The sequence below is a fragment of the Halobaculum sp. P14 genome (assembly GCF_051195155.1).
GTDB lineage: Archaea > Halobacteriota > Halobacteria > Halobacteriales > Haloferacaceae > JBNTKA01.
In genome coordinates this window covers 146,087-167,318 of record NZ_JBNTKB010000002.1, presented here as the reverse complement: position 1 = coordinate 167,318, position 21,232 = coordinate 146,087, and the positions used below count along the sequence as shown (strand labels likewise).

At 71.9% G+C, this 21,232-nt stretch carries 17 protein-coding genes and 1 other RNA gene; 4 read left to right on the top strand and 14 right to left on the bottom strand.

The window, feature by feature from the left end; all coding sequences use genetic code 11:
- Positions 1 to 198 precede the first annotated feature (198 nt).
- Together ACQUS7_RS05860 and ACQUS7_RS05855 are read right to left on the bottom strand one after the other, a co-directional pair.
- On the bottom strand, positions 199 to 1,497 hold the full coding sequence (locus ACQUS7_RS05860) for an amidohydrolase (protein WP_435145529.1): 1,299 nt from the start codon (positions 1,495 to 1,497) through the stop codon (positions 199 to 201).
- A gap of 72 nt (positions 1,498 to 1,569) precedes the next feature.
- Entirely contained in the window at positions 1,570 to 2,772 is a 1,203-nt protein-coding gene (locus ACQUS7_RS05855; protein WP_435145527.1) for a peptidase, read from the bottom strand.
- 258 nt (positions 2,773 to 3,030) lie between these two features.
- Between ACQUS7_RS05855 and ACQUS7_RS05850 the strand changes: the two genes are divergently transcribed.
- Both ACQUS7_RS05850 and ACQUS7_RS05845 read left to right on the top strand, forming a co-directional pair.
- Positions 3,031 to 4,161: an ORC1-type DNA replication protein gene (locus ACQUS7_RS05850; RefSeq protein WP_435123948.1), complete on the top strand. Its 1,131-nt coding sequence runs from the start codon at positions 3,031 to 3,033 to the stop codon at positions 4,159 to 4,161.
- A gap of 148 nt (positions 4,162 to 4,309) precedes the next feature.
- On the top strand, positions 4,310 to 4,948 hold the full coding sequence (locus ACQUS7_RS05845; protein ID WP_435145524.1) for a hypothetical protein: 639 nt from the start codon (positions 4,310 to 4,312) through the stop codon (positions 4,946 to 4,948).
- A gap of 65 nt (positions 4,949 to 5,013) precedes the next feature.
- Here the strand turns inward: ACQUS7_RS05845 and ACQUS7_RS05840 are convergent, their stop codons facing one another.
- From ACQUS7_RS05840 to rnpB, 6 genes are all read right to left on the bottom strand, one after another.
- Positions 5,014 to 6,897, bottom strand: a complete 1,884-nt coding sequence (locus ACQUS7_RS05840; protein WP_435123945.1) for a cation:proton antiporter domain-containing protein — start codon at positions 6,895 to 6,897, stop codon at positions 5,014 to 5,016.
- Positions 6,898 to 7,005: 108 nt separating this feature from the next.
- Positions 7,006 to 8,928, bottom strand: a complete 1,923-nt coding sequence (locus tag ACQUS7_RS05835) for an AMP-dependent synthetase/ligase (protein ID WP_435123943.1) — start codon at positions 8,926 to 8,928, stop codon at positions 7,006 to 7,008.
- Between the two features lie 67 nt (positions 8,929 to 8,995).
- Entirely contained in the window at positions 8,996 to 9,922 is a 927-nt protein-coding gene (locus ACQUS7_RS05830) for an MBL fold metallo-hydrolase (protein WP_435145519.1), read from the bottom strand.
- A gap of 115 nt (positions 9,923 to 10,037) precedes the next feature.
- Positions 10,038 to 10,331, bottom strand: coding sequence for a hypothetical protein (locus ACQUS7_RS05825; protein WP_435123939.1), 294 nt, complete (start codon positions 10,329 to 10,331; stop codon positions 10,038 to 10,040).
- A 106-nt stretch (positions 10,332 to 10,437) separates the two neighbouring features.
- Complete coding sequence (locus ACQUS7_RS05820; RefSeq protein ID WP_435145516.1) at positions 10,438 to 11,541, bottom strand: matrixin family metalloprotease; 1,104 nt, start codon at positions 11,539 to 11,541, stop codon at positions 10,438 to 10,440.
- Positions 11,542 to 11,732: 191 nt separating this feature from the next.
- Positions 11,733 to 12,090, bottom strand: an RNA gene (gene rnpB, locus ACQUS7_RS05815) — RNase P RNA component.
- 172 nt (positions 12,091 to 12,262) lie between these two features.
- On the opposite strand from rnpB, the gene ACQUS7_RS05810 reads away from it, so the two are divergent.
- Positions 12,263 to 12,865: a TIGR00296 family protein gene (locus ACQUS7_RS05810; protein WP_435123935.1), complete on the top strand. Its 603-nt coding sequence runs from the start codon at positions 12,263 to 12,265 to the stop codon at positions 12,863 to 12,865.
- Positions 12,866 to 13,187: 322 nt separating this feature from the next.
- Here ACQUS7_RS05810 and ACQUS7_RS05805 read toward each other — a convergent pair whose 3' ends face one another.
- From ACQUS7_RS05805 to ACQUS7_RS05795, 3 genes are all read right to left on the bottom strand, one after another.
- Complete coding sequence (locus ACQUS7_RS05805; RefSeq protein ID WP_435145513.1) at positions 13,188 to 14,351, bottom strand: nicotinate phosphoribosyltransferase; 1,164 nt, start codon at positions 14,349 to 14,351, stop codon at positions 13,188 to 13,190.
- Between the two features lie 58 nt (positions 14,352 to 14,409).
- Positions 14,410 to 15,786 (bottom strand): Hvo_1808 family surface protein, encoded by a 1,377-nt coding sequence (locus ACQUS7_RS05800; protein ID WP_435145510.1) that lies wholly within the window; start codon positions 15,784 to 15,786, stop codon positions 14,410 to 14,412.
- Positions 15,787 to 15,850: 64 nt separating this feature from the next.
- Complete coding sequence (locus ACQUS7_RS05795) at positions 15,851 to 17,473, bottom strand: Hvo_1808 family surface protein (protein ID WP_435145508.1); 1,623 nt, start codon at positions 17,471 to 17,473, stop codon at positions 15,851 to 15,853.
- A 267-nt stretch (positions 17,474 to 17,740) separates the two neighbouring features.
- Between ACQUS7_RS05795 and ACQUS7_RS05790 the strand changes: the two genes are divergently transcribed.
- Positions 17,741 to 18,313, top strand: a complete 573-nt coding sequence (locus ACQUS7_RS05790) for a cysteine hydrolase family protein (RefSeq protein WP_435145505.1) — start codon at positions 17,741 to 17,743, stop codon at positions 18,311 to 18,313.
- A gap of 4 nt (positions 18,314 to 18,317) precedes the next feature.
- On the opposite strand, the gene ACQUS7_RS05785 is transcribed toward ACQUS7_RS05790, so the two are convergent.
- The 3 genes from ACQUS7_RS05785 to ACQUS7_RS05775 form a co-directional block, all read right to left on the bottom strand.
- Positions 18,318 to 18,887: a DUF7529 family protein gene (locus ACQUS7_RS05785; protein WP_435145503.1), complete on the bottom strand. Its 570-nt coding sequence runs from the start codon at positions 18,885 to 18,887 to the stop codon at positions 18,318 to 18,320.
- A gap of 144 nt (positions 18,888 to 19,031) precedes the next feature.
- Entirely contained in the window at positions 19,032 to 20,366 is a 1,335-nt protein-coding gene (locus ACQUS7_RS05780; RefSeq protein ID WP_435145886.1) for a dihydroorotase, read from the bottom strand.
- Positions 20,367 to 20,527: 161 nt separating this feature from the next.
- Positions 20,528 to 21,178, bottom strand: a complete 651-nt coding sequence (locus ACQUS7_RS05775; protein WP_435145884.1) for a lipoyl protein ligase domain-containing protein — start codon at positions 21,176 to 21,178, stop codon at positions 20,528 to 20,530.
- Positions 21,179 to 21,232: the final 54 nt, after the last annotated feature.

Below are 21,232 nucleotides of genomic sequence, written 5' to 3'. Positions count from 1 at the left end.
TGCCGGGTCTCGCTCGCCGACGGCTCGGCCCCTTCCAGTCCCACCCGTGGCGGGCGAGTGTCGGCGCCGGCGGCGGTGTGGTCGTCGTCGCTGCGGCGGTAGAATAGGCGTCGTCGCCGGCGGCAGAAGAATCGTCGTCGCTGCAGCGGAGCGGCGGTCGTCGGTGCAGCGGAACGGCGGTCGTCGCCGGCGCCGGCGTCAGTTCTGTGCGCGGTCGACCGCTGCGGCGGCGGCGTCGGCGGCGCGGTCGCGGACGGCGGCCTCGTCGAACCCGAGCACGTCGCGGTCGCGCATCACGACGTCGCCGTCACAGACCGTGTGGCGGACGTCGCTGCCGCGGGCGGCGTACACGAGGTGGGAGACGAGGTCGTGCTGGGGCGTGAGGTGCGGCGCGTCGAGGTCGACGACGGCGAGGTCGGCGGCGGCGCCCGCCTCGATGCGGCCGGCGTCGACGCCGAGCGCGGCGGCGCCGCCTTCGGTCGCCATCTCGACGACGGCGTCGGCGTCGACCGCGGCGGCGTCGTCCGCGGCGAGCTTCCCGACCATCGCGGCGTCGCGCATCTCGTCGAACAGGTCAAGGTCGTTGTTGGAGGCGGCGCCGTCGGTGCCGAGCGCGACCGGGACGCCGGCGTCCAGCATCGCCTGCACCGGCGCCATCCCGGAGGCGAGTTTCATGTTCGACGCCGGGCAGTGGACGACGGCGGTGCCGCGCTCGGCGAGCAGGTCGAGTTCGGCGTCGTCGCTGTGGACGCCGTGGGCGACCCACGTGTCGCCGCCGAGTAGCCCGACGTCGTCGGCGTACGCCGCCGGCCGAGTGCCGCGCTCCTCGACGATCGGGGCGACCTCGTCGCGCGTCTCGTTCAGGTGGAAGTGAATCGGGACGTCGGCGTCGGCGGCGCGGTCGGCGGCGTCGCGCAGGAACGCCTCGCCGACCGTGGTGAGCGAGTGCGGCATCACCGCCGTCCGGACGCGGCCGTCGGCGGCGCCGTCCAGCCGCTCTGCGACCGCGAACGACTCGTCGAGGTCCGCCCACGCCGCGTCGTCGTCCTTCCCGACCGTGACGACGCCGTGGCCGAGCCGGCACCGGATTCCGGCCTGCTCGACCGCCGCGGCGACCTCGCCCACGTGGAAGTACATGTCGGCGAAGGCGGTGACGCCCGACCGAATCAGTTCGACGAGGCCGAGTTCGGTGCCGGCGCGGACGTCCTCGGGGGTCAGCGCGCCCTCGACCGGCCAGACGTCCTCCTGCAGCCACGCGTCGAGCGGCTTGTCGTCGGCGTAGCCGCGCAGCAGCGTCATCGCGGCGTGGCAGTGCGCGTTCACGAGCCCCGGAATCACGAGGCCGCCGTCGGCGTCCAGCGTCTCGTCGGCGTCCGCCGCGAGGTCCGGCTCGACGGCGCGAATCGTCCCGGTGTCGCCGTCGACCAGCACGTCCGCCGCCACGACCGAGTGGTCGGGCAGGAGGACCTGTCCGTCGACGACCGCGAGCGTACTCATGCGTCGGAATGTGCCGGCGCGGCTACTCAATCCGTCGAAGGCCGAGCGGGAGCCGGCCGGTCGTCTGCGGGGCTACGCGTCACCGCCGTGGCTTACGTCGCCCCCGTCGTCCCCACTGCCGTCACCGTTGCCACCGCCGTCGCCGTCGGCTGCGCGGTCGCGGAGCCGGTCGATGCGGTCGCCGAGCGGGACGTTCGCGGAGAGCGGATTCGGGACGCTGCGGCGGGACGGCACCAGCGAGTGCGCGTCGGCGTACCGCTCGAAGGCGTCCGCGAGGACCGCGGCGCCGACGCGGTCGGCCGCGGCGTCGTCGGCGCTTCGAATCCCGCGCCGGGTCGCCCACAGGCCGACGAGCAGCGCGGCGGCGGCGCCGGCGAGCGGAACCACCGAGAGTCCGCCGTCGCCGCCGAACGCGGCGATGAGGAGGACGCCGGCGGCGACGACGGTGCCGATGCGGCGGCCGAGGACGTGCACGGAGCCCTGCGCGGCCTTCGACGCCAGCAGCGCAGCCGCGGTGTCGTCGTCGAAGGCGTCGAGGAACGCGTCAGAGACGAACAGTCGGCGGTAGCCCGGCGGCCCGCGGACGACGAGGGTCGCCGACTCCGCGTCCGTCTCCGCCAGGACGACCGTGTCGCGGACAGAGAGTCCGGCGCGCTCGCGCAGTGCAGCGAGCCGGTCGGCCTCGGCGGCCGTCGGCTCGCGGGTGTCACGGAGCGCAGTAATTACCCACGGCGACGCGACGAGGACGACGGCGGCGACCCCGACGAGCAGCACGGCGAGCGGCACGAGTCCGGCGCCGCCGGCGACGACGCGGCGGAGCGGGACGATGAGGACGGTGAGCAGCGCCGCGACGCCGAGCAGGTAGCGCGCCATACGGCGGACCGCGGACGCCGTCGAGAGGTCGATGTCGCGGACGGCGCGGACGCCCCGAATCGTCGGCGCGTACGCCGCGAGCACGGCGACGGCGGCGGCGAGCCACGTCGCGAAGTCGGCGGCCAGCGCGGCGACCAGTCCGCTCCGCGCGGCGACGCCGGGGAGCAGCGCGCCGGTGACGGCGGTCCCGAAGTCGAGGACGGCGAGCAGTCCGTACGCGAGGAGGCCGATCGGGAAGACGACACCGAGGTACAGCAGCCGGTACTTTCCGACGGGGTTCGACAGCCGGCGGGCGACGGCGCTGCCGACCGCGCCGGCGACGACGGCGACGACACAGAGCGCCAGCCAGAACGCGACCGGCGGTCCGAGGGCGGGCGTGGAGGCGGATTGCAGCGGGAGCACACCGGACGTGTCCGCTGCCGAACCAAATCCGTGTCGACTGTCGAAACAGCCCCGGCCGGTCCGGCGCCGCCGAACCGTCCGTCGCGACCCAGCCTGCTCGGCGCCGATTCGGCGGCGCAGTTCGGCGGCGCGGAGCGCCCCGGTACTGAAACTGGAACGGACGCGAACCCCCGTCGGGGGCGGCGACTCGGCAACTTTCACTTTCACCGCGGAGTCGGCAAACGGTTAAGTGGTCAGGGCGGCCACCTCTCAGGTACGATGCCCGGTGACCCCGAGGAGGGGATGCTGTCGTGGGACGAGTCGGTGTTCCGCGACGAACACGTCTTCGAAATCGACTACGTCCCGGAGACGTTCCGGCACCGCGAGAGCCAACTGGAGTCGCTGAAGTACGCGCTCCGGCCGGCCGCCCGCGGCTCTCGCCCCCTCAACACCATCGTCCGCGGCCCGCCCGGCACCGGGAAAACCACGTCCGTCCAGAAGCTGTTCGCCGAGCTGCGCGCGCAGACCGACGTCCGCACCGTCCGCGTGAACTGCCAGGTGGACTCGACGCGGTACGCCGTCTTCTCGCGCATCTTCGAGGAGATATTCGACTACGAGCCGCCCTCCTCCGGCATCTCGTTCAAGAAGCTGTTCGGGCAGATCACCGACCGGCTCGTCGAACGCGACGAGGTGCTGGCGGTCGCGCTCGACGACGTGAACTACCTGTTCTACGAGAACGAGGCGTCCGACGCGCTGTACTCGCTGCTCCGGGCGCACGAGGCGCACAGCGGCGCCAAAATCGGCGTCATCTGCGTCTCCTCGGACCTGTCGCTCGACGTCATCGACGAACTGGACTCGCGGGTCCAGTCCGTCTTCCGGCCGGAGGAGGTGTACTTCCCGGTGTACGACGTCGACGAGATCGTCGACATCCTCCGCGAGCGCGCCAAACGCGGCTTCCACGAGGGCGTGCTCGGCGACACCGAACTCGACCGGGTCGCCGAACTCACCGGCGAGTCCGGCGACCTCCGCGTCGGTATCGACCTGCTGCGGCGCGCCGGCCTGAACGCCGAGATGCGGGCGTCTCGAACCATCTCCGTCGAGGACGTCGACGAGGCGTACGACAAGTCGAAGTACGTCCACCTGTCCCGGAGCCTCCGCGGGCTCTCCGACTCCGAAACCGCGCTGGTGGAGGTGCTCGCCGAACACGACGGCGAGCAGGCCGGCGACGTCTACGAGGCGTTCCACGACCGCACCGACCTCGGCTACACCCGCTACTCCGAGATCATCAACAAGCTCGACCAGCTCGGCATCATCGAAGCCGAGTACGCGGAGGTCGACGGTCGCGGTCGCTCGCGCTCGCTCACGCTCGCGTACGACTCCGACGCGGTCATGGACCGCATCGAGGGCTGACTCGTCGACGGCGCCCGCTCCGTCCGTCGCCCCATCCGACGCGTCACTCCGTCAGCAGCCGCGCGCGGACGCCGAACGTGGAGGCGTCGGCCGCGCCTCGGCGCCTCGGCCACACGGCATAACACGCGGACGGCCCTGAGTGCCGCCCATGGACGGAGACCGTTCCGCTGACCGGATGAACTCCGAAGCCGAGTCGTCCGCCGACGGCGCCGGGCAGCAACCGCGGACGAGCCGACGCGGCGTGCTCCGCGCTGCCGGCGCTGCGTCCGCGGCGCTCGTCGCCGGCGTCGGAGCCGGGACCGGCGTCGCCGCCGCGCAGGACGACACCGGCGGCGACGTGACGACGAAAGCCGCGATTCCGGCGGACACGCCGCAGTTCGACAACGACGACTACACCGGGATGTTCGTCCACGTCGCCGGCGTCGACGACGCGGCGGCCACCGCCGACGTCGGGACGTGCCCGTTCCTCGGCGCCGACGACGAGGTCACGGCGTACGACGCCACGGTCGTCGACCGCGTCGACGACGACCACCCGCAGGCGGACACGACGCTGTACGCGGCTAGCGGCAACGACGACGTCTCCGCCGGCGCGCTGTTCGTCGTCAACAATCAGCAGCAGTGCGGCGCCGGCACGGTTCAGCTTCGACTCGAAGAAATCGGGGAGGCGGACGTCCGGGTGCCCGAGGAGGCCGACGACGCGGCGGTCGAGACGCCCGGGTTCGGCGTCGGCGCCGCCGTCGCGGGGCTGTTCGGCGGCGCGGCGTACCTGCGGCGCCGCGGCGACTGAGCAGCCGGCGGGTCGGCGGCGGCGAACGCGCCGGCAGCCGGGTCGCCGAAGCGGTGCGGCGCGGCTCAGTCCGGGTGGAACCGCTGCATCGCCTCGCGGACGCCCTCGCGGTGGCCGATGATGGTGATGCGGTCGCCGACCTGCAGCGTGAAGTCGGCGTCCGGGACGTTCGCCTCGCCGTCGCGGTCGACGAGCGCGATGAGACTCCCGCTCGGGAGCTGCGGGCCGATGTCGCGGACCGTGACGCCCGCCATCTCCTCGGAGGTGATTTCGACCTCCTGGACGTCGCCGCTGCGGCCGATTTCGCCCATCCAGTTCGCGAGCGCCGGCCGCTCGATGTAGTTGTCGATGGCCTGCGCGGTCGCCAGCACCGACGAGACGGTGCGGACGCCGAGGTCCTCGAACGCCTCGACGTTGTCGGGGTTGTTCACCCGCGCCAGGATGGTCTCCGGGTCGAACTTCGAGTCGGCGAGCTGGGCGACGAGCAGGTTCACGTCGTCGTCGCCGGTGGCGGCGACCACGACCTTCGCCTTCTCGGCGCCGGCGGCGCGGAGGACGTCGGTGTCGGTGCCGTCACCGATGTGGACCGTGTGGCCCTCGTTCCGCGCCGCCTCCACGACTGTTTCGTCGGTCTCGATCAGGACCACGTTCTCTCCACGGTCTTCGAGGCGTTCGGCGAGCGCACGGCCCACCTTCCCGCCTCCGATGATGAGTACACGCATGGGTATCACGTCGAGTGCTTCCGCGATGCGGCGGGCGAACCCGCCTTCGAGCGCGACGGTCGCGAGGATGACGAGGAACACGGTGCCGACGAGGACGTTCGCCGCCTGGTCCATCCCGGCGTCGGCGAGTTCGACGGCGAACAGCGTCGCGACGGACGCCGGGATGATGCCGCGCGGCCCGACGAACGAGATGAACAGCTTCTCGTTCCGGGTGAACCGGTCGCCGGCGGTCGACAGCATCACCAGCGCCGGCCGGATGACGAACATGACGGCGGCGACGACCGCGAGTCCGCCGAGGCCGACGCGGAGCAGATCCTCGAACCGGAGCAGCGCCGCGAGCGCGATGAACACGAACGACAGCACGACCAGCGTGATGTCGCCTTTGAAGTCCGTGATTTCGGACTCGTACGGGATGTCGACGTTGCCGAGCAGGACGCCGGCGGTCGCGACGGCGGCGATGCCGGCCTCCGTGCTGAGCGTGTCCGCCGCGCCGTACGCGACGAGCGCGCCGGCGAGCACGAGCAGCCGGGCGTTCTGCGGTGCGTTCCCCGGCGACAGGTCGACGTAGTGCAGCGCGTAGTAGACGACGCCGGCGACGATGCCGCCGACGACGACGCCGACGCCGAGCCGCTCGACGAACAGCGTCAGCAGCGTCACCGGGTCGCGCGTCCCGGTCTTGATGGCTTCGAAGATGACGACCGCGAGGATGGCGGCCGTCACGTCGTTCACGATGCCTTCCGTCTCCAGCGCGGCTTCCACGCGGTCGCGCGCCGGCACGACCTCCAGAATCGGCGCGATGACGGTCGGCCCGGTCGCGACGAGCAGCGCGCCGATGAGCCCGGCGACGAGCCAGTCGACGCCGAGCGCGAACTTCACGGCGAGCGCCGTCCCGATGAACGCGACGACGGCGCCGACCGTCACGAGCCGCAGCGTCGCCGCCGGCGCCTCACGGAGCTTGTCGGCTCGGAGGTGGAACGCGCCCTCGAAGACGATGATGGCGACCGACAGGCCGACGATGGCGGGCAGGGCGTCGCCGAACGCCGCCGGCGTCACCAGCGGGTCGAGCCCCGGGACCCACGCGCCGACCCCCTCCGGACCGAGCAGAATCCCGGCGGTGATGAGAAAGATGATGCTCGGGACCTGAAACCGGTCAGAGAGCACCTGTGCAATCACGCCGACCGCGATAATTGCAGCGACGAGTGCGATGAGTCCAGCCGCGCCGGCCATCAGGTCACCTCCATGGCGTAGCCTGCGGCGGCATCCGGTAAAAAATCCACTACTGCGGCGGTCCGCGTGCCGGCCCGTGGTTGGTCGGCGCTCTCGCCCCCGGATTCATCACTGGTCGTACAGGATTTCGACCTGGTCCGCGTACCGGTCGAGGATGTTCCGGCGCTTCTTCTTCATCGTCGGCGTCAGCATGTCGTTCTCCTCGGTGAACTCCTCGGGCACCAGCCGGAACTGCTTGATCTGCTCGTGCGGCTCGAACTGCTCGTTCACCCGGTCCACCTCGGTCTGAATCAGGTCGCGGACGCGGTCGTCGCGGCACACCGACCGGCGGTCGTCCGGCAGGTCGTACCCCTTCCGCTCGGCCCACGCCTCGACCGCGTCGAAGTCCGGGACGAGCAGCGCCGAGACGAACTTGCGCTCCTCGCCGAGCACCACGGCCTGTTCGACGTACTCGGCGGCCGCGAACGCGTCCTCGATGGCGCCCGGCGGCACGTACTTCCCGGTGGACAGCTTGAACAGCTGCTTCGCGCGCTCGCGGAACCGGATGTAGCCGTCCGGCCGGATTTCGACGACGTCGCCGGTGCGGAACCAGCCGTCGTCGGTGAACGCCTGCTCGGTCTCCTCGGGGAGCTTCCAGTAGCCGTCGAACACGTTCGGCCCCTTCACGAGCAGTTCGCCGACGTCGCCGTCGGACTCGACGGTGCCGGCGACGCTCTCGTCGAGTTTCACGTCGACCTCGACGACCGGCGGCCCGATGGTGCCGACCTTCGGCTCCTCCGGCGGATTCACCGCGATGACAGGCGACGTCTCGGTGAGTCCGTACCCCTCCAGAATCGGGATGCCCATGCCGTGGTACAGTTCGCACAGCTCCGCCGACAGCGACCCGCCGCCGGAGATGAAGAAGTCGACGTTGCCGCCGAGCGCCTCCTTCACCGACGAGAACACGAGCCGGTCCGCGACGGCGTAGCGGGCGCGCAGCCACGCGCCGGGGTCGTCGGCGCGGTGGTGTTCGCGGCCGACCGCGGTCGCCCACTTGAAGATGCGCTCTTTCACCGGCGACTCGCTCGCCTGCTCGCGGATGGCGCCGTACAGCTTCTCGTACACCCGCGGGACGCTGGTCGCCGTCGTCGGCTGCACCAGCCCGAAGTCCTCCTGGAGCGTGTCGGGCGACTCCGCGTACGCGACGGTCGCGCCCGCCGCGAACATCAGGAAGTGGCCGGCGAGCCGTTCGAGGACGTGCGCGAGCGGCAGGTACGACAGCGTCGTCGACGACGCGTCGATGACGGGGACGTCGGTGCCGTCGCGGTCGGGCCGCGGCCCGAACCGCCGGTAGCACTGGTCGACGTTCGCGACGAAGTTCCGGTGGGTGAGTTCGGCGCCCTTCGGCGTCCCGGTGGTGCCGGACGTGTAGATGAGGCTCGCGAGGTCGTCGAGGTCGCGGTCGACCACCCAGCCGTCGCCGGGGTCGGCGTCGCGGCCGCGGTCGTGGACCTCCGCGAGCGTGTACACGTCGTCGCGGTCGTGCGAGTCGCCGTCGACGACGACGAAGAACTCCAGGTCCAGGTCGTCCTCGACGGCGAACACGCGGTCGAGCAGGTCGCGGTTCTCGACGACGACCGCGTCGGCGTCGGGGTCGCCGAGCAGGTGCCGGACCTGCCGCTCGGAGGAGGACGTGTAGACGGTGGTGGTGACCGCGCCGGCGCCGAGCACCGCGAAGTCGGTCTGCGCCCACTCCATGCGGGTGTCGGAGAACAGCCCGACGCGGTCGCCGGCGGCGACGCCGAGGTCGCGAAGCCCGGCGGAGAGCCGGCGCACGACGTCGTGCATCTCGCCGTACGTCAGGTCCGCGAACTCGCCGTCCGGCGCCGCGTCGACGACGCCGCCGCGCACCAGCGACCGGTCGTAGACGCCGCCCTTGTAGCGCTGTGCGACGCGGTCGGCGTTCCGGCGCGCGCTTGCGTCGAACGTCGCCGCGAGCGAGTCCCGCGTGATGTCGGGGTCGAACTCCCGTTCGGCCTGCCGCCAATCCATGGGACTACGTGGCGCGCTGCTGTAATAAAGGACACCGTCACCGCGGCACGTTTCTCGGAGTTGTCGCCTACTCGTCGGCGGCGTCCCGCTGGTTCGCCCGGTAGTCGAGGTAGCCGAGCACGCCGCGCGTGTTCAGCCGTTCCTCGGCGCGCGCCTTCCGCTCGCTCCACTCCTCGATGAGTTTCTCCGGCGCGTGCGCCGCGAAGTGCTCGACGACGGCCTCGTCGTCGCGCTCGGCGGCGCGCCGCTGTTTCACGGCCTCCACCCACTCGACGAGCGTCCGCTTGTAGCCGGCGAGCGCGTCGTCGTCGAACCGCCACGGGCCGAAGTGGCCGAAGCAGACGACGGTCGGCGCGAGGTCGCGAATCAGGTCGACGTCCTCCTGACACTGCCCGAGGTCGAACTGCGAGGGCGGCGTCGTCTGCCGAATCTCGTCGAGCCCCGGGACGTAGATGCCGGCCGCGTCGCCGGCGAACAGGACGTCGTCGCCGCGGTCGTGGACGACCACCTGGTGGGGCGCGTGCCCCGGCGCGTGGTGGACGTCGAGGTCGCGGTCACCGAGGTCGACGGTTTCGCCGCCGGAGAGCGACTCGATGCGGGCTTCCGGTACCGGCTTCGGCTCCACGTAGTACTTCCACTGCGACCCGACGGCCGCCTTCGTCCCTTGGACCAGCCGGGACGGGTCGGCGAGGTGGGGCGCGCCGATCTCGTGCACCATGACCGTCGCGTCCGGGTAGCGCTCCGCGAGGAAGCCGGCGCCGCCGGCGTGGTCGAGGTGGACGTGCGTCGGCAGGATGACATCCGGCGTCACGCCGAGTTCGTCGAGCGCGTCGAAGATGACCTCGTGGTTCGTGCCGATGCCGGTGTCGACGAGCGCCGGCCGCTCCGCGTCGACGACGTAGACGGCGCCGTACTCGTCGGTGTCGTACATGCCGGTGTCGACGCAGTAGACGTCGGTGCTGTCCGGGACCGCCGTGATGTCGCCGCGGCTCATACGTCCATTCCCGCGGGAGACGCGCAAAAGCGTTCTGTCGTCACCGCGGGCCGGCCGCTCGCCGGCGACGACGTCGGCGGCGTCGGCAGCGTCGACGAACCGGGTCGGAGGCGCGTCACGCGTTCACGTCGGGGCCGTCGTCGACGAACCGGACCGTAAACCGGTCGTAGCCGCCGTAGGCGGTTTCGAGCGAGCCGAGCCACCAGTTCCAGCGTTCGACGACGGAGTTGTCGTCGGGGGCGTCGGCCATGTTCGAGACGACGTCGTCGACCGTGAGCTCCTGGCCTCGGTCGTCCGCGAGCTTCCCGGAGTCGGCCAGGTCGCGCGCCTGGCGAACCACTGTCCGGCGGGCGGGCTCGTCGCCGTCGAACTCGCGTTCGAGGGCGGCTTTCAGTTCTCTCGTGTCCACGCCACTCCTTGGCACTGCTCCCTTTTTAGTTCGCGGGGTCTGTGTCAGACGTTCGCACGACCCTCGTCTGACGGCGCGGCGGCGTCGCTGCCGGCCGGTTCGGGCGTCAGTGCCCGTCGTACCACGCGTCGCTGCGGCGCTGCTCCGCGGAGTCGTCGCGGAACGGCGCGGGCCGGTTTTCGGGGGACTCGGCGCCCAGCGCGTACGACAGCCAGTTGCCGACGTGCCACGCCGCCGTCTCCGGGTCGAGGTCGCGCAGCGTCACGGTCAGCCGACGGTACCGCTCGGGCGCGCCGTCGCGGTCCGGGTCCGGGCCGCGGAGCCGGAAACACGCGCATGCGTCGCCGTCGGCCGGGGTCTCGGCCACCCGAATCACGACGTCGGCGTCGGCCGCGGCGTCGACGCGGTCGAACTGGACGGCGGGCAGCGCGGCCGACTGCTCGACGAAGCCGAGCGCGCCGGCGACCTCGTCGCGAACGGTGCGGCGCTCGGCCGGGGACGACGCGTCCGCCGCGTCGACGGCGACGGTCAGCCGCCGGTCCGCCCACGGGAACGCCCGGTCGGTCGCGTTCCGCCGCGGCGCGGTCGTGACGGCCACGGCGGACTGCATCAGGCCGCGCGGCGCGTCGCCGTGCCGCAGCCCGAGGAGGTGGCCGAACTCGTGTTTCAGCACTCTGACCGTCGAGCGCTCGGTCAGCCCGGATTCGACTTCGACGACCGCGGGGCGGGCGGGCGCCGTCCCGTTCGGCGTCGGTGCGCAACCGACCGGGTTCGTCGCGTTCCCGCACGTCTCGACGTCGTCGACGCGGCGAACGACCACGTCGGCGTCGTCCGCGCCGGAGCCGTTGGCGGCCGCGGCGACCCGGAAGTCGACGGCGTAGCCGGCGTATCGCTCCGCGTTCGCCGCCCAGAACGACGCGGCGCGGCGGACGAGCGGCGCGAACTCGGAGTCAGTCGCGCGCTCGGCGTCGCCGGCGACGACCGCGACTGTCAGCGTCTCCTCGCGCCACGGATTCCGCTCGTCGGATCCCGCGTCGGAGGCGTCAGACGTCGCTTCAGAGGCGTCGGACGCCGCGCCGGGCGCCGGCGACGTCGTCTCGACAGCGGTCGCCGGCGAGGCGCCGGCGTCGCGAGGCGATGCGGAGGAGGCGACACAGCCCGCCGTGACACAGAGGAGGGCGACGAGGAGCGCGGTGGCTCGGCGGCGCATTCATCGTGTGCTTTCTGAACACGCCCGAAAACGTTGCGGTCGCGCTATCGAGACGGATAACGCCGCCCGTTCGGCGTCGTCGCAGTCGCGGTCGACGGTGTCGTCGCGGTCGCGGTCGACGCAGCGGCCGACACTGCGGTCGGCGTCGCTGCTGTCGCCGTCGACGGCGCCGTCGCTGGCGGAGTCAGTGCGGCTGAGGGGAGTAAGCCCCCTTCGGTTCGACCCGACATTCGGCTGAGCGTCCGCGCCAGCGCCCGAACTACCATCGGGGACGCGGCGTCCGAAGGGACGCCGCGTCCCGTCGGCGCGGACTTGCACCGGCGAGGATTCGCCGTTCCATCCGGTCCCGGCGGTCGGCCCTCGGCCGGTTAGCTCCCTCCCCTCTCGGGTCGGTTCGCGGGCCTCATCGGTCGCGCCGGGCGGTGTCGTTTCTGTTCCAGAGCCAGCCGTCTCCGACTCCGGATTTGCATCCGGTCGCCTGTCCGGGCGGTGGGGGGACTTTCCTCATGTCGCGTGTGACGGCGACACGGGGGTCGGGCTCCCTCTGCCGTCTCCGGGTACGTCGCTGCCGCGGTTAAGTGGTTCGCCACGCGACCCGGCTCGGCCGCCGTCGTCGCAGTGGAGCGCTCGGCGGCTGAGCCAGCCGAAATCGGGCGGGCGGTCCCTCACGGTCCTTCACATGAAGGGAAGGGTTCAAGTCGAATCAGCCCAACTAAGTGGTATGTCCGAGGCGAAGGCCGTGCGACTTTCCTACGACGATGGGGCACGTGCGGTCGAACTCGCTCGGGAATCCGTGGAATCGTACGTCCTCCAGGGACAGCGGGAACAACCGGGCAGCATGCGGGACGCCTTCTACGCACGGACCGGCGCCTTCGTCCGACTGCAGTCCACGAGAGGCCGCGGTCGAATGCGGGGCTGTGCCGGGTCGTATCGGGGCTCCGACCAGCTCGGCCACGCCATCGTCGACGCCGCCATCAAGGCCGCGTCCGACGACACCGGCGGCTCCGAAGTCGAACCGAAAGAGCTCGACTCCATCGTGGTCTCCGCCTGCATCGTCTCCGATATCACGCTCACCGCCGACCCGATCGCCGACCTCGAACTCGGCCGGCACGGCGTCGCAATCGACAACAACGGCCACCACGGCTGGCTCTACCCGACGATTCCCGTCGAGAACGACTGGAGCAAAGAGCAGTTCCTCTCGCGGGTCTGCCGCAAGGCGAAGCTCTCGCCGACCGCCTGGCAGGACGAGGACACGATGGTGACGCTCATCGACGGCCAGGTGTTCCGCGAGCGCGCCGACGGCGGCAGCGTCGAAGAACTATAGTCGGACGACAGACGGCTTCTCGCCGCTCCGAACCGCACGCACCGTAGCCTCGGCCTCGCTGCTCATCCTCGGTCGCCGTCAGCGTCGTTGCCGTCGCGGTACGGCCGTAGTGGCACACCGACTACCGGCCAGGCTGTCGCGGCTCGCAGTTCCCCTCAGAGCATCCGCACGTTCAAATACGAAGCCGCGGCCAGACGCCGCATCGTCAGCTAACAGGTGCGGCGCGCCGGGACGCGGTTGTGCGGCCCGACGGCGCGTCGGTCACGCCCCGAGCACGGCCGCCTGCCAGCCCCCGTCCGTGAGCAGCCGCTCCGCCGCGACGTCACTCGTCGCCGAAACCGGTCCGGTCCGCGTCCGCGAGCGCCCGCTCCGCCGCGTCGTCGATGGAGAACTCCGCGACGAGTTCGCCGTCGCGCAGCACCGGTTCGAGCAGCGACTCGGCGTCTTCGGGGCCGTCGCGGTCGCGGAGGCCGACGTGGTGAGCGCCGTCGGCGGTCCGATACACCGACTTCGCGCCGGAGAGCTTCCCGCGCTTCGACACCGGCTCGCCGTCCACCTCCACGATGTCGAGCGCGAAGTCAACCGGGTCGGCGTTGCTGACGTAGCCGCCGACGCCGAACCCGTCCGCGACGTCCCGTAGCTCCCGCAGCGACGCCGGTCCGAGCCCGCCCGAGAGGAAGACGTCGACGTCGTCCAGTCCGCGCGCGTCGAGTTCCCACTTCACTTCCCGGATGATGTGCCGGAAGTCGCCGCGGCGCGACCCGGTCGTGTCGAGCCGGATGCCGGAGAGCCGGTCGCCGAGCGCCTCGACCGCCCGGATGGCTTCGTCCTTCTCGTCGCTGTAGGTGTCACACAGCGCGATTCGCGGGACGCTCTCCGGAGTCGCCTCGTCGAACGCCTGCCACGCGGCCTCCTGCTGGCCGCGGCCGAAGCAGATGAGCAGCGCGTGCGGCATCGTCCCGGACGCCTCCCGGCCGAGCAGTTCGCCGGCCGCGACGTGCGAAAACCCGTCGAAGCCGCCGAGCAGCGCGCTCCGCTCCACCATTGCGGTCGCCGCCGGGTGGACGTGGCGCGCGCCGAACGACAGCACCGTCGAGTCCGGCGCGGCGCGGCGACATTCGAGCGCCGCCGTCGCACAGCCGGACGCGTGCGAGAGAAAGCCGAGCAGCGACGTCTCCAGCCGCGCGAACGCCAGGTAGTCGCCCTCGATTCGGAGCACCGGGCCGCCGTCGAACAGCGTCCCTTCCGGAATCGCGTCGACGTCGACGTCGTGGCCTTCGAGCAGCGCCGCGGCGTCTTTCACGCCGGCGAGCAGTTCGAACTCCCCGGTCGGGAACTGGTCGGCGGTGACCTCGGCGACGACGTGCGGGTTCCGGTCGGCGTGCCGAAGCGTCTCCTCGGTGTGCGCGAAGTAGGCGTCCGTCGCGCGCCCGTCGCGGATGGCGCCGGGCGAAACGACGTCGAAATCGAGCGACGGCGAATCCATTACCGGCGAGTTTGCGCGGCCGGGACAAAAAGACACGCGTCACGGCGGAGACGCGGCCCTACTCGGCTGGCGCCCGGACGCGGCTGAGCGCGTCGACGGTCGGTGCGTTCGTGACGACGACCGTGTCGCCGCGGCGCTCCACCCGGAACGCGTCGGCGAACGGGCCGCTCGGAACCCGGTAGACGCCTGTTCTGACGGTCTCGGCGCCCAGCTGCTCCGTCAACACCGTCCGGTACGCGGACGCGAACTGCGCCGCGTCGGCGCTGCTGTCCCAGCGGAGCGTCCAGACGTAGCCGTACCGGGCGTCGGCGCCGCTCCCGGAGCGATACGGCACCAGCCTGTCGCCCGCCCAGCCGGCCGACGCCGGATGCGAGTAGTCGTACGGCGAGTACGCGCCGTCCCGCTGCGTCAGGGCGCCGCGGTCGACGTAGCGCTGATACCACAGCATCGTGAACACGCCGGTCTCGCCGAGTCGTTCGGCGTGCTGCTGGAGGTCGAACCGCGACCAGCCGTCCGACGACCGGTCGGTCGGCCGAATCCGGGTCGGCGTCTCAGCCGGGTACGCGTCCGGGTGAATCGTCTGCTCGGTCGACACCGGCCGGTCGTCGTACGCCGCGTTGACGGCGGCCCAGCCGCCGCGTTCGCGGAGCCGGTGGACGAACTGCGGGCCGTCGGCGTACGGCTGGTAGATGTACGTGAACAGCCCCTGGTTCACCGGAGCACCGCCGCCGCCCGCAGACGGCGCGGGACGCGGGACGCACCGCCACTCCGAACGGTTCGCGGCGCAGCGCTCTTCGTACAGCGTCTCGACGTATCTGGCGTCCCCCTCCGTCAGGCCGTCGTGAGCGAGCGCGACGTCGCGGAGCGCCGCGCCGGTGAACCCGAAGTGCTGGTCTTGCAGCGCGTGCAGCAGTTCGTGCGCCAGCGTCGCCCGGTCGAGCACCGGCTCGTCGGCGTCGCTGACCACGACGATTCGGTCGTTGCGGGGCGAGTAGTAGCCCTGCACGGCGCCGCCGTACAGCGCCGCGAAGGCGTCGGTGGCGTTGCGGTCCTCGCCGACGACGAGCGCGGCCTCCCACACCTGATTCCGCCACGAGTGGTAGGCTGCGGACCGGTCGCCGGCGAACACCGACCGGTTCCGGTACTCGGCGCGCGAAATCACCTCGACCGGCACCGTCGCGGTGAACTCGAGGCCCCTGAGCCGCTCGACCCGTGCCGACGTCCGCGCGACGAACGCGCGGCGTTCGGCGGCGCTCAGTCCGTCGGACTGGTTCACGTCGATGGACTCGTTCCACCAGACGCCGGATTCGAACCCGATTCGGTCCGTCGGCGGGTCCTCGGGCCACTGCCAGCCGTCGCGGAGATTCGGCTGTGCGGCCGGCGCGGCACAGCCCGCGAGAACGAGGAGGCAGACGACTGCGGCGACGCGTCTCACGGTCGCAGTCCCGCGGCCACGACGAAAAACGTTGGTGCGGCCGGCGCGGCCGGGCGTCCGACAGTCAGCGCCGCCGCGCGAGCAGGCCGGCGAGTGCGACGGCGACGACGGCGACGAGGAAACCGAAGCCGGCGCCGGTCGTCGTCGTCGCGTCGTCAGTCGCGGTTCCGGACGTCGCCGACCCGGGTGTCGCGGTCGTCGGTGTCGGCGTCGTCGGCGTCGAGGTCGGCGTCGCGTTCGGACGGATGTTCTTCACGGCCGACACGGACGGGCCGTTGACGATGGTGACGCGCTTCCCGTCGAGTTTGACGAGGAACGCGTCCGCGAACTGGCCGTCCGGGACGACGTAGTAGCCGGCGTCGGTCCGCCTGACGTCGTGCGCCTCCAGCATCCGGAGGTACGTGTCGTAGAACTCCTCGGCGTCGTCCGCGGTGTCCCACGCCGTCACCCAGACGTAGCCGTACGACGCGTCCTCGCCGGAGCCTTTCTGGTACGGGAACAGCCGGTCGTTCGCCCAGCCGTCGGTCGGCGCGGCGTCGTAGTTGTACGTGTCGTACTGCTTGGTGGTCTCGAACAGCACCTGCGGGTTCACGGTGTCCGCCTGCGCGGTCCGCGCCTGGTACCAGAACATCGCGAACATCGACGCCTCCCCGGTCGTCTCGGAGCCGTTGATGCCCTGCTTTGGGAACGTCTTCCAGCCGTTGCGCGCGCGGTCTTCGAACGATATCGGGCGCGGCTTCTCGTCGGTCAGGTGGATAATCTGCTCGGAGGACGCCGGCGGGTTCACGAACCGCTTCTCGAAGGCGCTCCAGCCGCCGCGCTGGACGATGTCGTGGACGTACACCGGGCCGTCGGAGTACGGATTCAGCATCGTCAGCAGGATACCAAGGTTCGGCCCGCCGCCGCCTCCGCCGCCTCCGCCGCCGCTGGACGGCGCGTCCTTGACGCACGACCACGCGCCGCCGCAGCGCGCGGAGTACTTCGCTTCGATGTAGTTCGCTTCGCCCTCGACGACGCCGTTGATGCCGAGTTCGCCGTCCTGCGTCTGCCCGCGGTACCGCGCCCGCGTCAGATTGTAGTGCTGGTCCTGCAGCGCGTGCGTCAGTTCGTGAATCAGCGTCGCGTTGTCGATGGTCGGCGAGTCGGGGGAGGGCGTGATGATCGTGATCTGGTCGTTCGTCGGCGAGTAGAAGCCGGCGACCGACGACCCCGTCGTCTGGGAAATCTGGCTCTCGGAACCGGTGGATTCGCCGACGATGAACAGCGCCTCCCACACCTGGTCGTTCCACTCGTTGAACTCGGTCCGGTTCCCGGAGCCGGCGGCGGTCCGGTTCCGGTAGCGCTCCCGCGAGATGACGTCGACCGGGACGCGCGACTGGAACTCCTGCCGCCGCAGATATTCGACTCGGGCCATGCCGCGCGCCACGTACCGCCGAAGCTCCGCGTCCGAGAGGCCGTCGGACTGGTCGACGGAGACGCTCTCGTTGTGCCAGTAGCCGTCCTCCCATCCCAGGACGTCCGTCGCCGGGTCGGCCGGCGACGGCGCGGCTGCCTGGCGCTGCTCGGGCGCGTCTCCGGCGGTGGCGGCACCTGCAGCCGCCGGCGCCACCGCGGCGACGAGGAGCAGCGCGGCGATGAGAACGGGGACGACTCGGCTCGTGGAGCCGAGCGGGACCGAGCGTCGCATACTCTCGCATGGAACCGGGGGTAAAAGTACCTTGTCCGCCGCGGCGACGCTGCCGGACGGCGGTTGCGGCACGGCGACATCCGCGTCTCCGTGGCCGTCTACGCCGCCCTCACCGCCTGTATCGGCGTCGTGGCCTGCGGCGTCGGCGTCGACACGGCGGAGGGCGTCGGTGGTGCTGCGTCGGCGGTGGCGCGTCGGTGCCGCGTCGGTACCGCGTCGGGAGCGCGGTGGCCGAGATTTACGTGCGGAGCGACCCCACGGGGTCGCATGGAGTTCGACCCAGACAGCACCGCGGTCGTCGTCGTCGACATGCAGAACGGGTTCTGCCACCCGGACGGCAGCCTGTACGCGCCGCCGAGCGCCGACGCAATCGGCCCGGTGTCGACGCTCGTCGACCGCGCCGCCGACGCGGACGCGCCCGTCGTGTACACGCGTGACGTCCACCCGCCCGGTCAGTTCGACGACGCGCACTACTACGACGAGTTCGACCGGTGGGGCGAACACGTCGTCGAGGGGTCGTGGGACGCCGAACTCGTCGACGACCTCCCGACCGACGACGCCGCCCACGTCGTCGAGAAACACACCTACGACGCCTTCTACCGGACCGGCCTCGACGGCTGGCTCGACACGCACGGCGTCGACGACCTGGTCGTCTGCGGGACGCTCGCGAACGTCTGCGTCCTCCACACCGCCGGCTCAGCGGGCCTCCGCGACTACCGCCCGGTCGTCATCGAAGACGCCCTCGGCTACATCGACGAGGAGCACCGCGAGTACGCCGTCGAACACGCCGACTGGCTGTTCGGCGAAACCGCGACGCTCGACGACGTCGAATTCGCCTGAACCGTTATGCGTCGCCGCTGTCGTCGGTTCCGCCGTCGCCGCCGTCCGCGTCCGATTCTCCGCCGTCGTCCGCGTCGGCGGTGAACTCCTCCGGCAGCAGGTTCGACGGCTCCTGCTGGGTGAACAGGACGCGGCTGGAGTCGTCGAGCGGCCGGAGGTACGTCCGGAGTTCGCCGATGCGCGCCACCTGCTTCAGCATCGGCGCCGCCTCCGAGACGGCGTAGTACAGCGGGAACACCACGGCGGCGCCGGCGGACTCCGATTTCATCGCGACGACGAGGAACACGACGTCGTCGGTCTCCGCGCGGTAGGCGTCGTACTCGTCGAACTCGGCGTCGGTCTCCGCGACGAGCCCCTCCAGCTCCTCGAACTCGTCGCCCGGCAGCAGCACGTCGAGGCCGACGCGGTCCGGCGTCGCCTGCGCGGACGCCGTCGGCAGCGCGGTCACGTCGCCCGGGTGCAGCGCCAGTACGTCCCAGCCGGCGTCCCGGTACTCCTCGGCGGTCGCTTCCATGTCGTCCATGACGTCCTGCCAGAAGTCCTCGACGCCCGCCAACGGGTGACTACCAGCCATGCACGGCCATCGGGGCGCACCCCCTGAAAACCGTTCGCCTTGCCGCGCGGCCGAACGAGCCGCCCGGCCCGCGCGAGCGCGAGGTCGCCGCCGACCGTCGCCCCCGGTCCGTCGCCTCCGGCGGTCATCGCCCTGCAATCGTCGCTACCGGCGGACGTTCTCGCCGACGGCGTCGCCGAACGTTTCGTCGTCGCCGCGGGCGTCGTAGGCGACGTGGCCGCGGACGACCGTCAGTTCCGGGAAGACGCCGTCGAACCCCTCGAACGGCGTCCAGCCGCACTTCGAGTGGAGGTCGTCGCCGCGGATTTCGCGGGCGGCGTCGAGGTCAACGACGACGAGGTCGGCGTCGCGGCCGGCGGCGACGCGGCCCTTTCGCGGCAGACCGAAGATGGCGGCGGGGTTCGCCGCGGTGACGTCGCGGACGCGTTCGAGCGTCAGGTCGCCGTCGCGGACCGCCGACAGCAGCAGCGGCAGCATCGTCTCGACGCCCGGGACGCCCGACGGCGCCTCCCAGATACCGGCGTCTTTCTCCTCGCGGGTGTGCGGTGCGTGGTCGGTCGCTACCACGTCGACGGTGCCGTCGCGGAGCCGCTCCAGGACGGCCTCGCGGCGCTCCTCGCTCCGCAGCGGCGGGTTCATCCGGCCGAACGTCCCGAGCGCCGGCAGGTCGTCGCGGGACAGGAACAGGTGGTGCGGCGTCACCTCGCAGGTCGCACCGCCGGCGGCCGCGGCGTCGACGCCCTCCGGCGTCGAGGTGTGCGCGATGTGCAGCGCGACGTCCGCGTCCGCGCCGACCTGCACCGCGCGCTTCACCGCCGCGGCCTCCGCCTCCGCGGTCCGGTAAGCGCTCCACGCGTCGGCGTCGGTCCGGCCGCCGTCGTTGCCGTCGCCGTTGTCGCCGCCGTCTCCGCCGCTGCTTCCGCCCGGCTTCACGCTGTCGTCGAACAGGTCGGCGTCCTCGGCGTGGACCGTCACCGGGACGTCGGCGTCGGCGGCGCGCGCGACGGCGTCGGCGAACAGGTCGGCGTCGATGCCCATGTCGCCGGTGGAGTCCGCGAGGAACACCTCGCCGAGCGCGAACAGCGGCCGGGCGAACAGCGACGACGGGTCCCAGTCGGCCGTGACGCCGCCGTTGATGCCGTAGTCGACCAGCGACGCGTCCGCGTACGACTCCTTCTCGTCGAACGCCGCGCCGTCGACCGTCGGCGGCGACGTGTTCGGCTGGTCCACCACCGTGGTGACGCCGCCGGCGGCCGCCGACCGCGACCCGGTCCCCCAGTCCTCCTTGTGGCCGTAGCCGGGCTGCCGGAAGTGGACGTGGACGTCGACCGCGCCGGGCAGCAGGTGTTTGCCGGCGCAGTCGACCACGTCGTCGCCGGCCGCCGCGTCGAGGTCGGCTCCGACCGCGGCGATTTCCTCGCCGTCGACGCGGACGTCCCGCACCCGCCCGTCTGCCAGTGTCGCCTCCCGGAAGAGCATCGCCATGGTAGTCTACCGGGTGATGCAGCGCCGCGCGAAGTAAGTGCCGCGCTTTCCCGGTGTCCCCGGTCTCGGCCACTGGGCAGGAGAATCGCCGGCGGCGGTGTCGTCAGCGGCGACGACGACCGCCGGTCGGCGTCGAGCGGGCAGTCAGCGAGCGGTCAGCCGTCGAGCCGGAGGTCGTCGACGTCGCGGTCGACCCGGCCGGCGGCGTCGAAGCCGTCGAGTATCGCGGTTTCGAGCGCGTCGCGGACGGCGTCCGGGTCGGCGGCGCCGCCGGCCGCGGCGACGGAGCCGACCGAATCCGGGTCGAACGGGACGCCGAGCGCGCCGTACACCGGCGAGAGCACGTCGCGGATGCGGTCGCGGCCGTCGACGGTGACGCAGCCCGAGACGAGCGCGGCGCGCTGCCGGACCCGCTGGGCGACGCCGGCGACCTTCCCGCCGCCGACGGCGCGGACCGAGTAGTCGCCCGGGCAGTACGACCGCGGCGGCTCGCCCTGCTCCACGTCGGCGCCGGCGGCGCTGAGGCCGTCGACGACGGCGTTCACCGCCGTCTCGTAGCGCTCGTCGAGCCCCTCGCGCATGTCGGCGAGCGGGAGCGCGTACGCGAACGCCAGCGTCGTCTCCGTGTACGCGACGGCGCGGCCGCCGACCGAGCGCTCGACGACCGGGAAGCCGCGGCGCTCTGCCGCCGCCCGCGCCGCGTCGGCGCCGTCCGCTCGGGCGTCGCGGCGGCCGAACGCGACCTGCGCGCCGGGCGTCCACACCCGCAGCGCCGGGTCGCCGGAGTCGGCGGTGGCGTCGAGCATCGCGGCGGTCGCTCGCCGGTCGGTTTCGCGGTCTGCTCGCCGGCCGCGGTACAC

What these genes read in the sequence shown, in the direction of transcription:
- ACQUS7_RS05845 (WP_435145524.1), top strand. Translation starts at nt 4,310, where the DNA reads ATGGACGGAGACCGTTCCGCTGACCGGATGAACTCCGAAGCCGAGTCG.
- ACQUS7_RS05835 (WP_435123943.1), bottom strand. Translation starts at nt 8,928, where the DNA reads ATGGATTGGCGGCAGGCCGAACGGGAGTTCGACCCCGACATCACGCGG.
- ACQUS7_RS05810 (WP_435123935.1), top strand. Translation starts at nt 12,263, where the DNA reads ATGTCCGAGGCGAAGGCCGTGCGACTTTCCTACGACGATGGGGCACGT.
- ACQUS7_RS05795 (WP_435145508.1), bottom strand. Translation starts at nt 17,473, where the DNA reads ATGCGACGCTCGGTCCCGCTCGGCTCCACGAGCCGAGTCGTCCCCGTT.
- ACQUS7_RS05830 (WP_435145519.1), bottom strand. Translation starts at nt 9,922, where the DNA reads ATGAGCCGCGGCGACATCACGGCGGTCCCGGACAGCACCGACGTCTAC.
- ACQUS7_RS05775 (WP_435145884.1), bottom strand. Translation starts at nt 21,178, where the DNA reads ATGCTCGACGCCACCGCCGACTCCGGCGACCCGGCGCTGCGGGTGTGG.
- ACQUS7_RS05780 (WP_435145886.1), bottom strand. Translation starts at nt 20,366, where the DNA reads ATGCTCTTCCGGGAGGCGACACTGGCAGACGGGCGGGTGCGGGACGTC.
- ACQUS7_RS05860 (WP_435145529.1), bottom strand. Translation starts at nt 1,497, where the DNA reads ATGAGTACGCTCGCGGTCGTCGACGGACAGGTCCTCCTGCCCGACCAC.
- ACQUS7_RS05850 (WP_435123948.1), top strand. Translation starts at nt 3,031, where the DNA reads ATGCCCGGTGACCCCGAGGAGGGGATGCTGTCGTGGGACGAGTCGGTG.
- ACQUS7_RS05840 (WP_435123945.1), bottom strand. Translation starts at nt 6,897, where the DNA reads ATGGCCGGCGCGGCTGGACTCATCGCACTCGTCGCTGCAATTATCGCG.
- ACQUS7_RS05790 (WP_435145505.1), top strand. Translation starts at nt 17,741, where the DNA reads ATGGAGTTCGACCCAGACAGCACCGCGGTCGTCGTCGTCGACATGCAG.
- ACQUS7_RS05785 (WP_435145503.1), bottom strand. Translation starts at nt 18,887, where the DNA reads ATGGCTGGTAGTCACCCGTTGGCGGGCGTCGAGGACTTCTGGCAGGAC.
- ACQUS7_RS05805 (WP_435145513.1), bottom strand. Translation starts at nt 14,351, where the DNA reads ATGGATTCGCCGTCGCTCGATTTCGACGTCGTTTCGCCCGGCGCCATC.
- ACQUS7_RS05820 (WP_435145516.1), bottom strand. Translation starts at nt 11,541, where the DNA reads ATGCGCCGCCGAGCCACCGCGCTCCTCGTCGCCCTCCTCTGTGTCACG.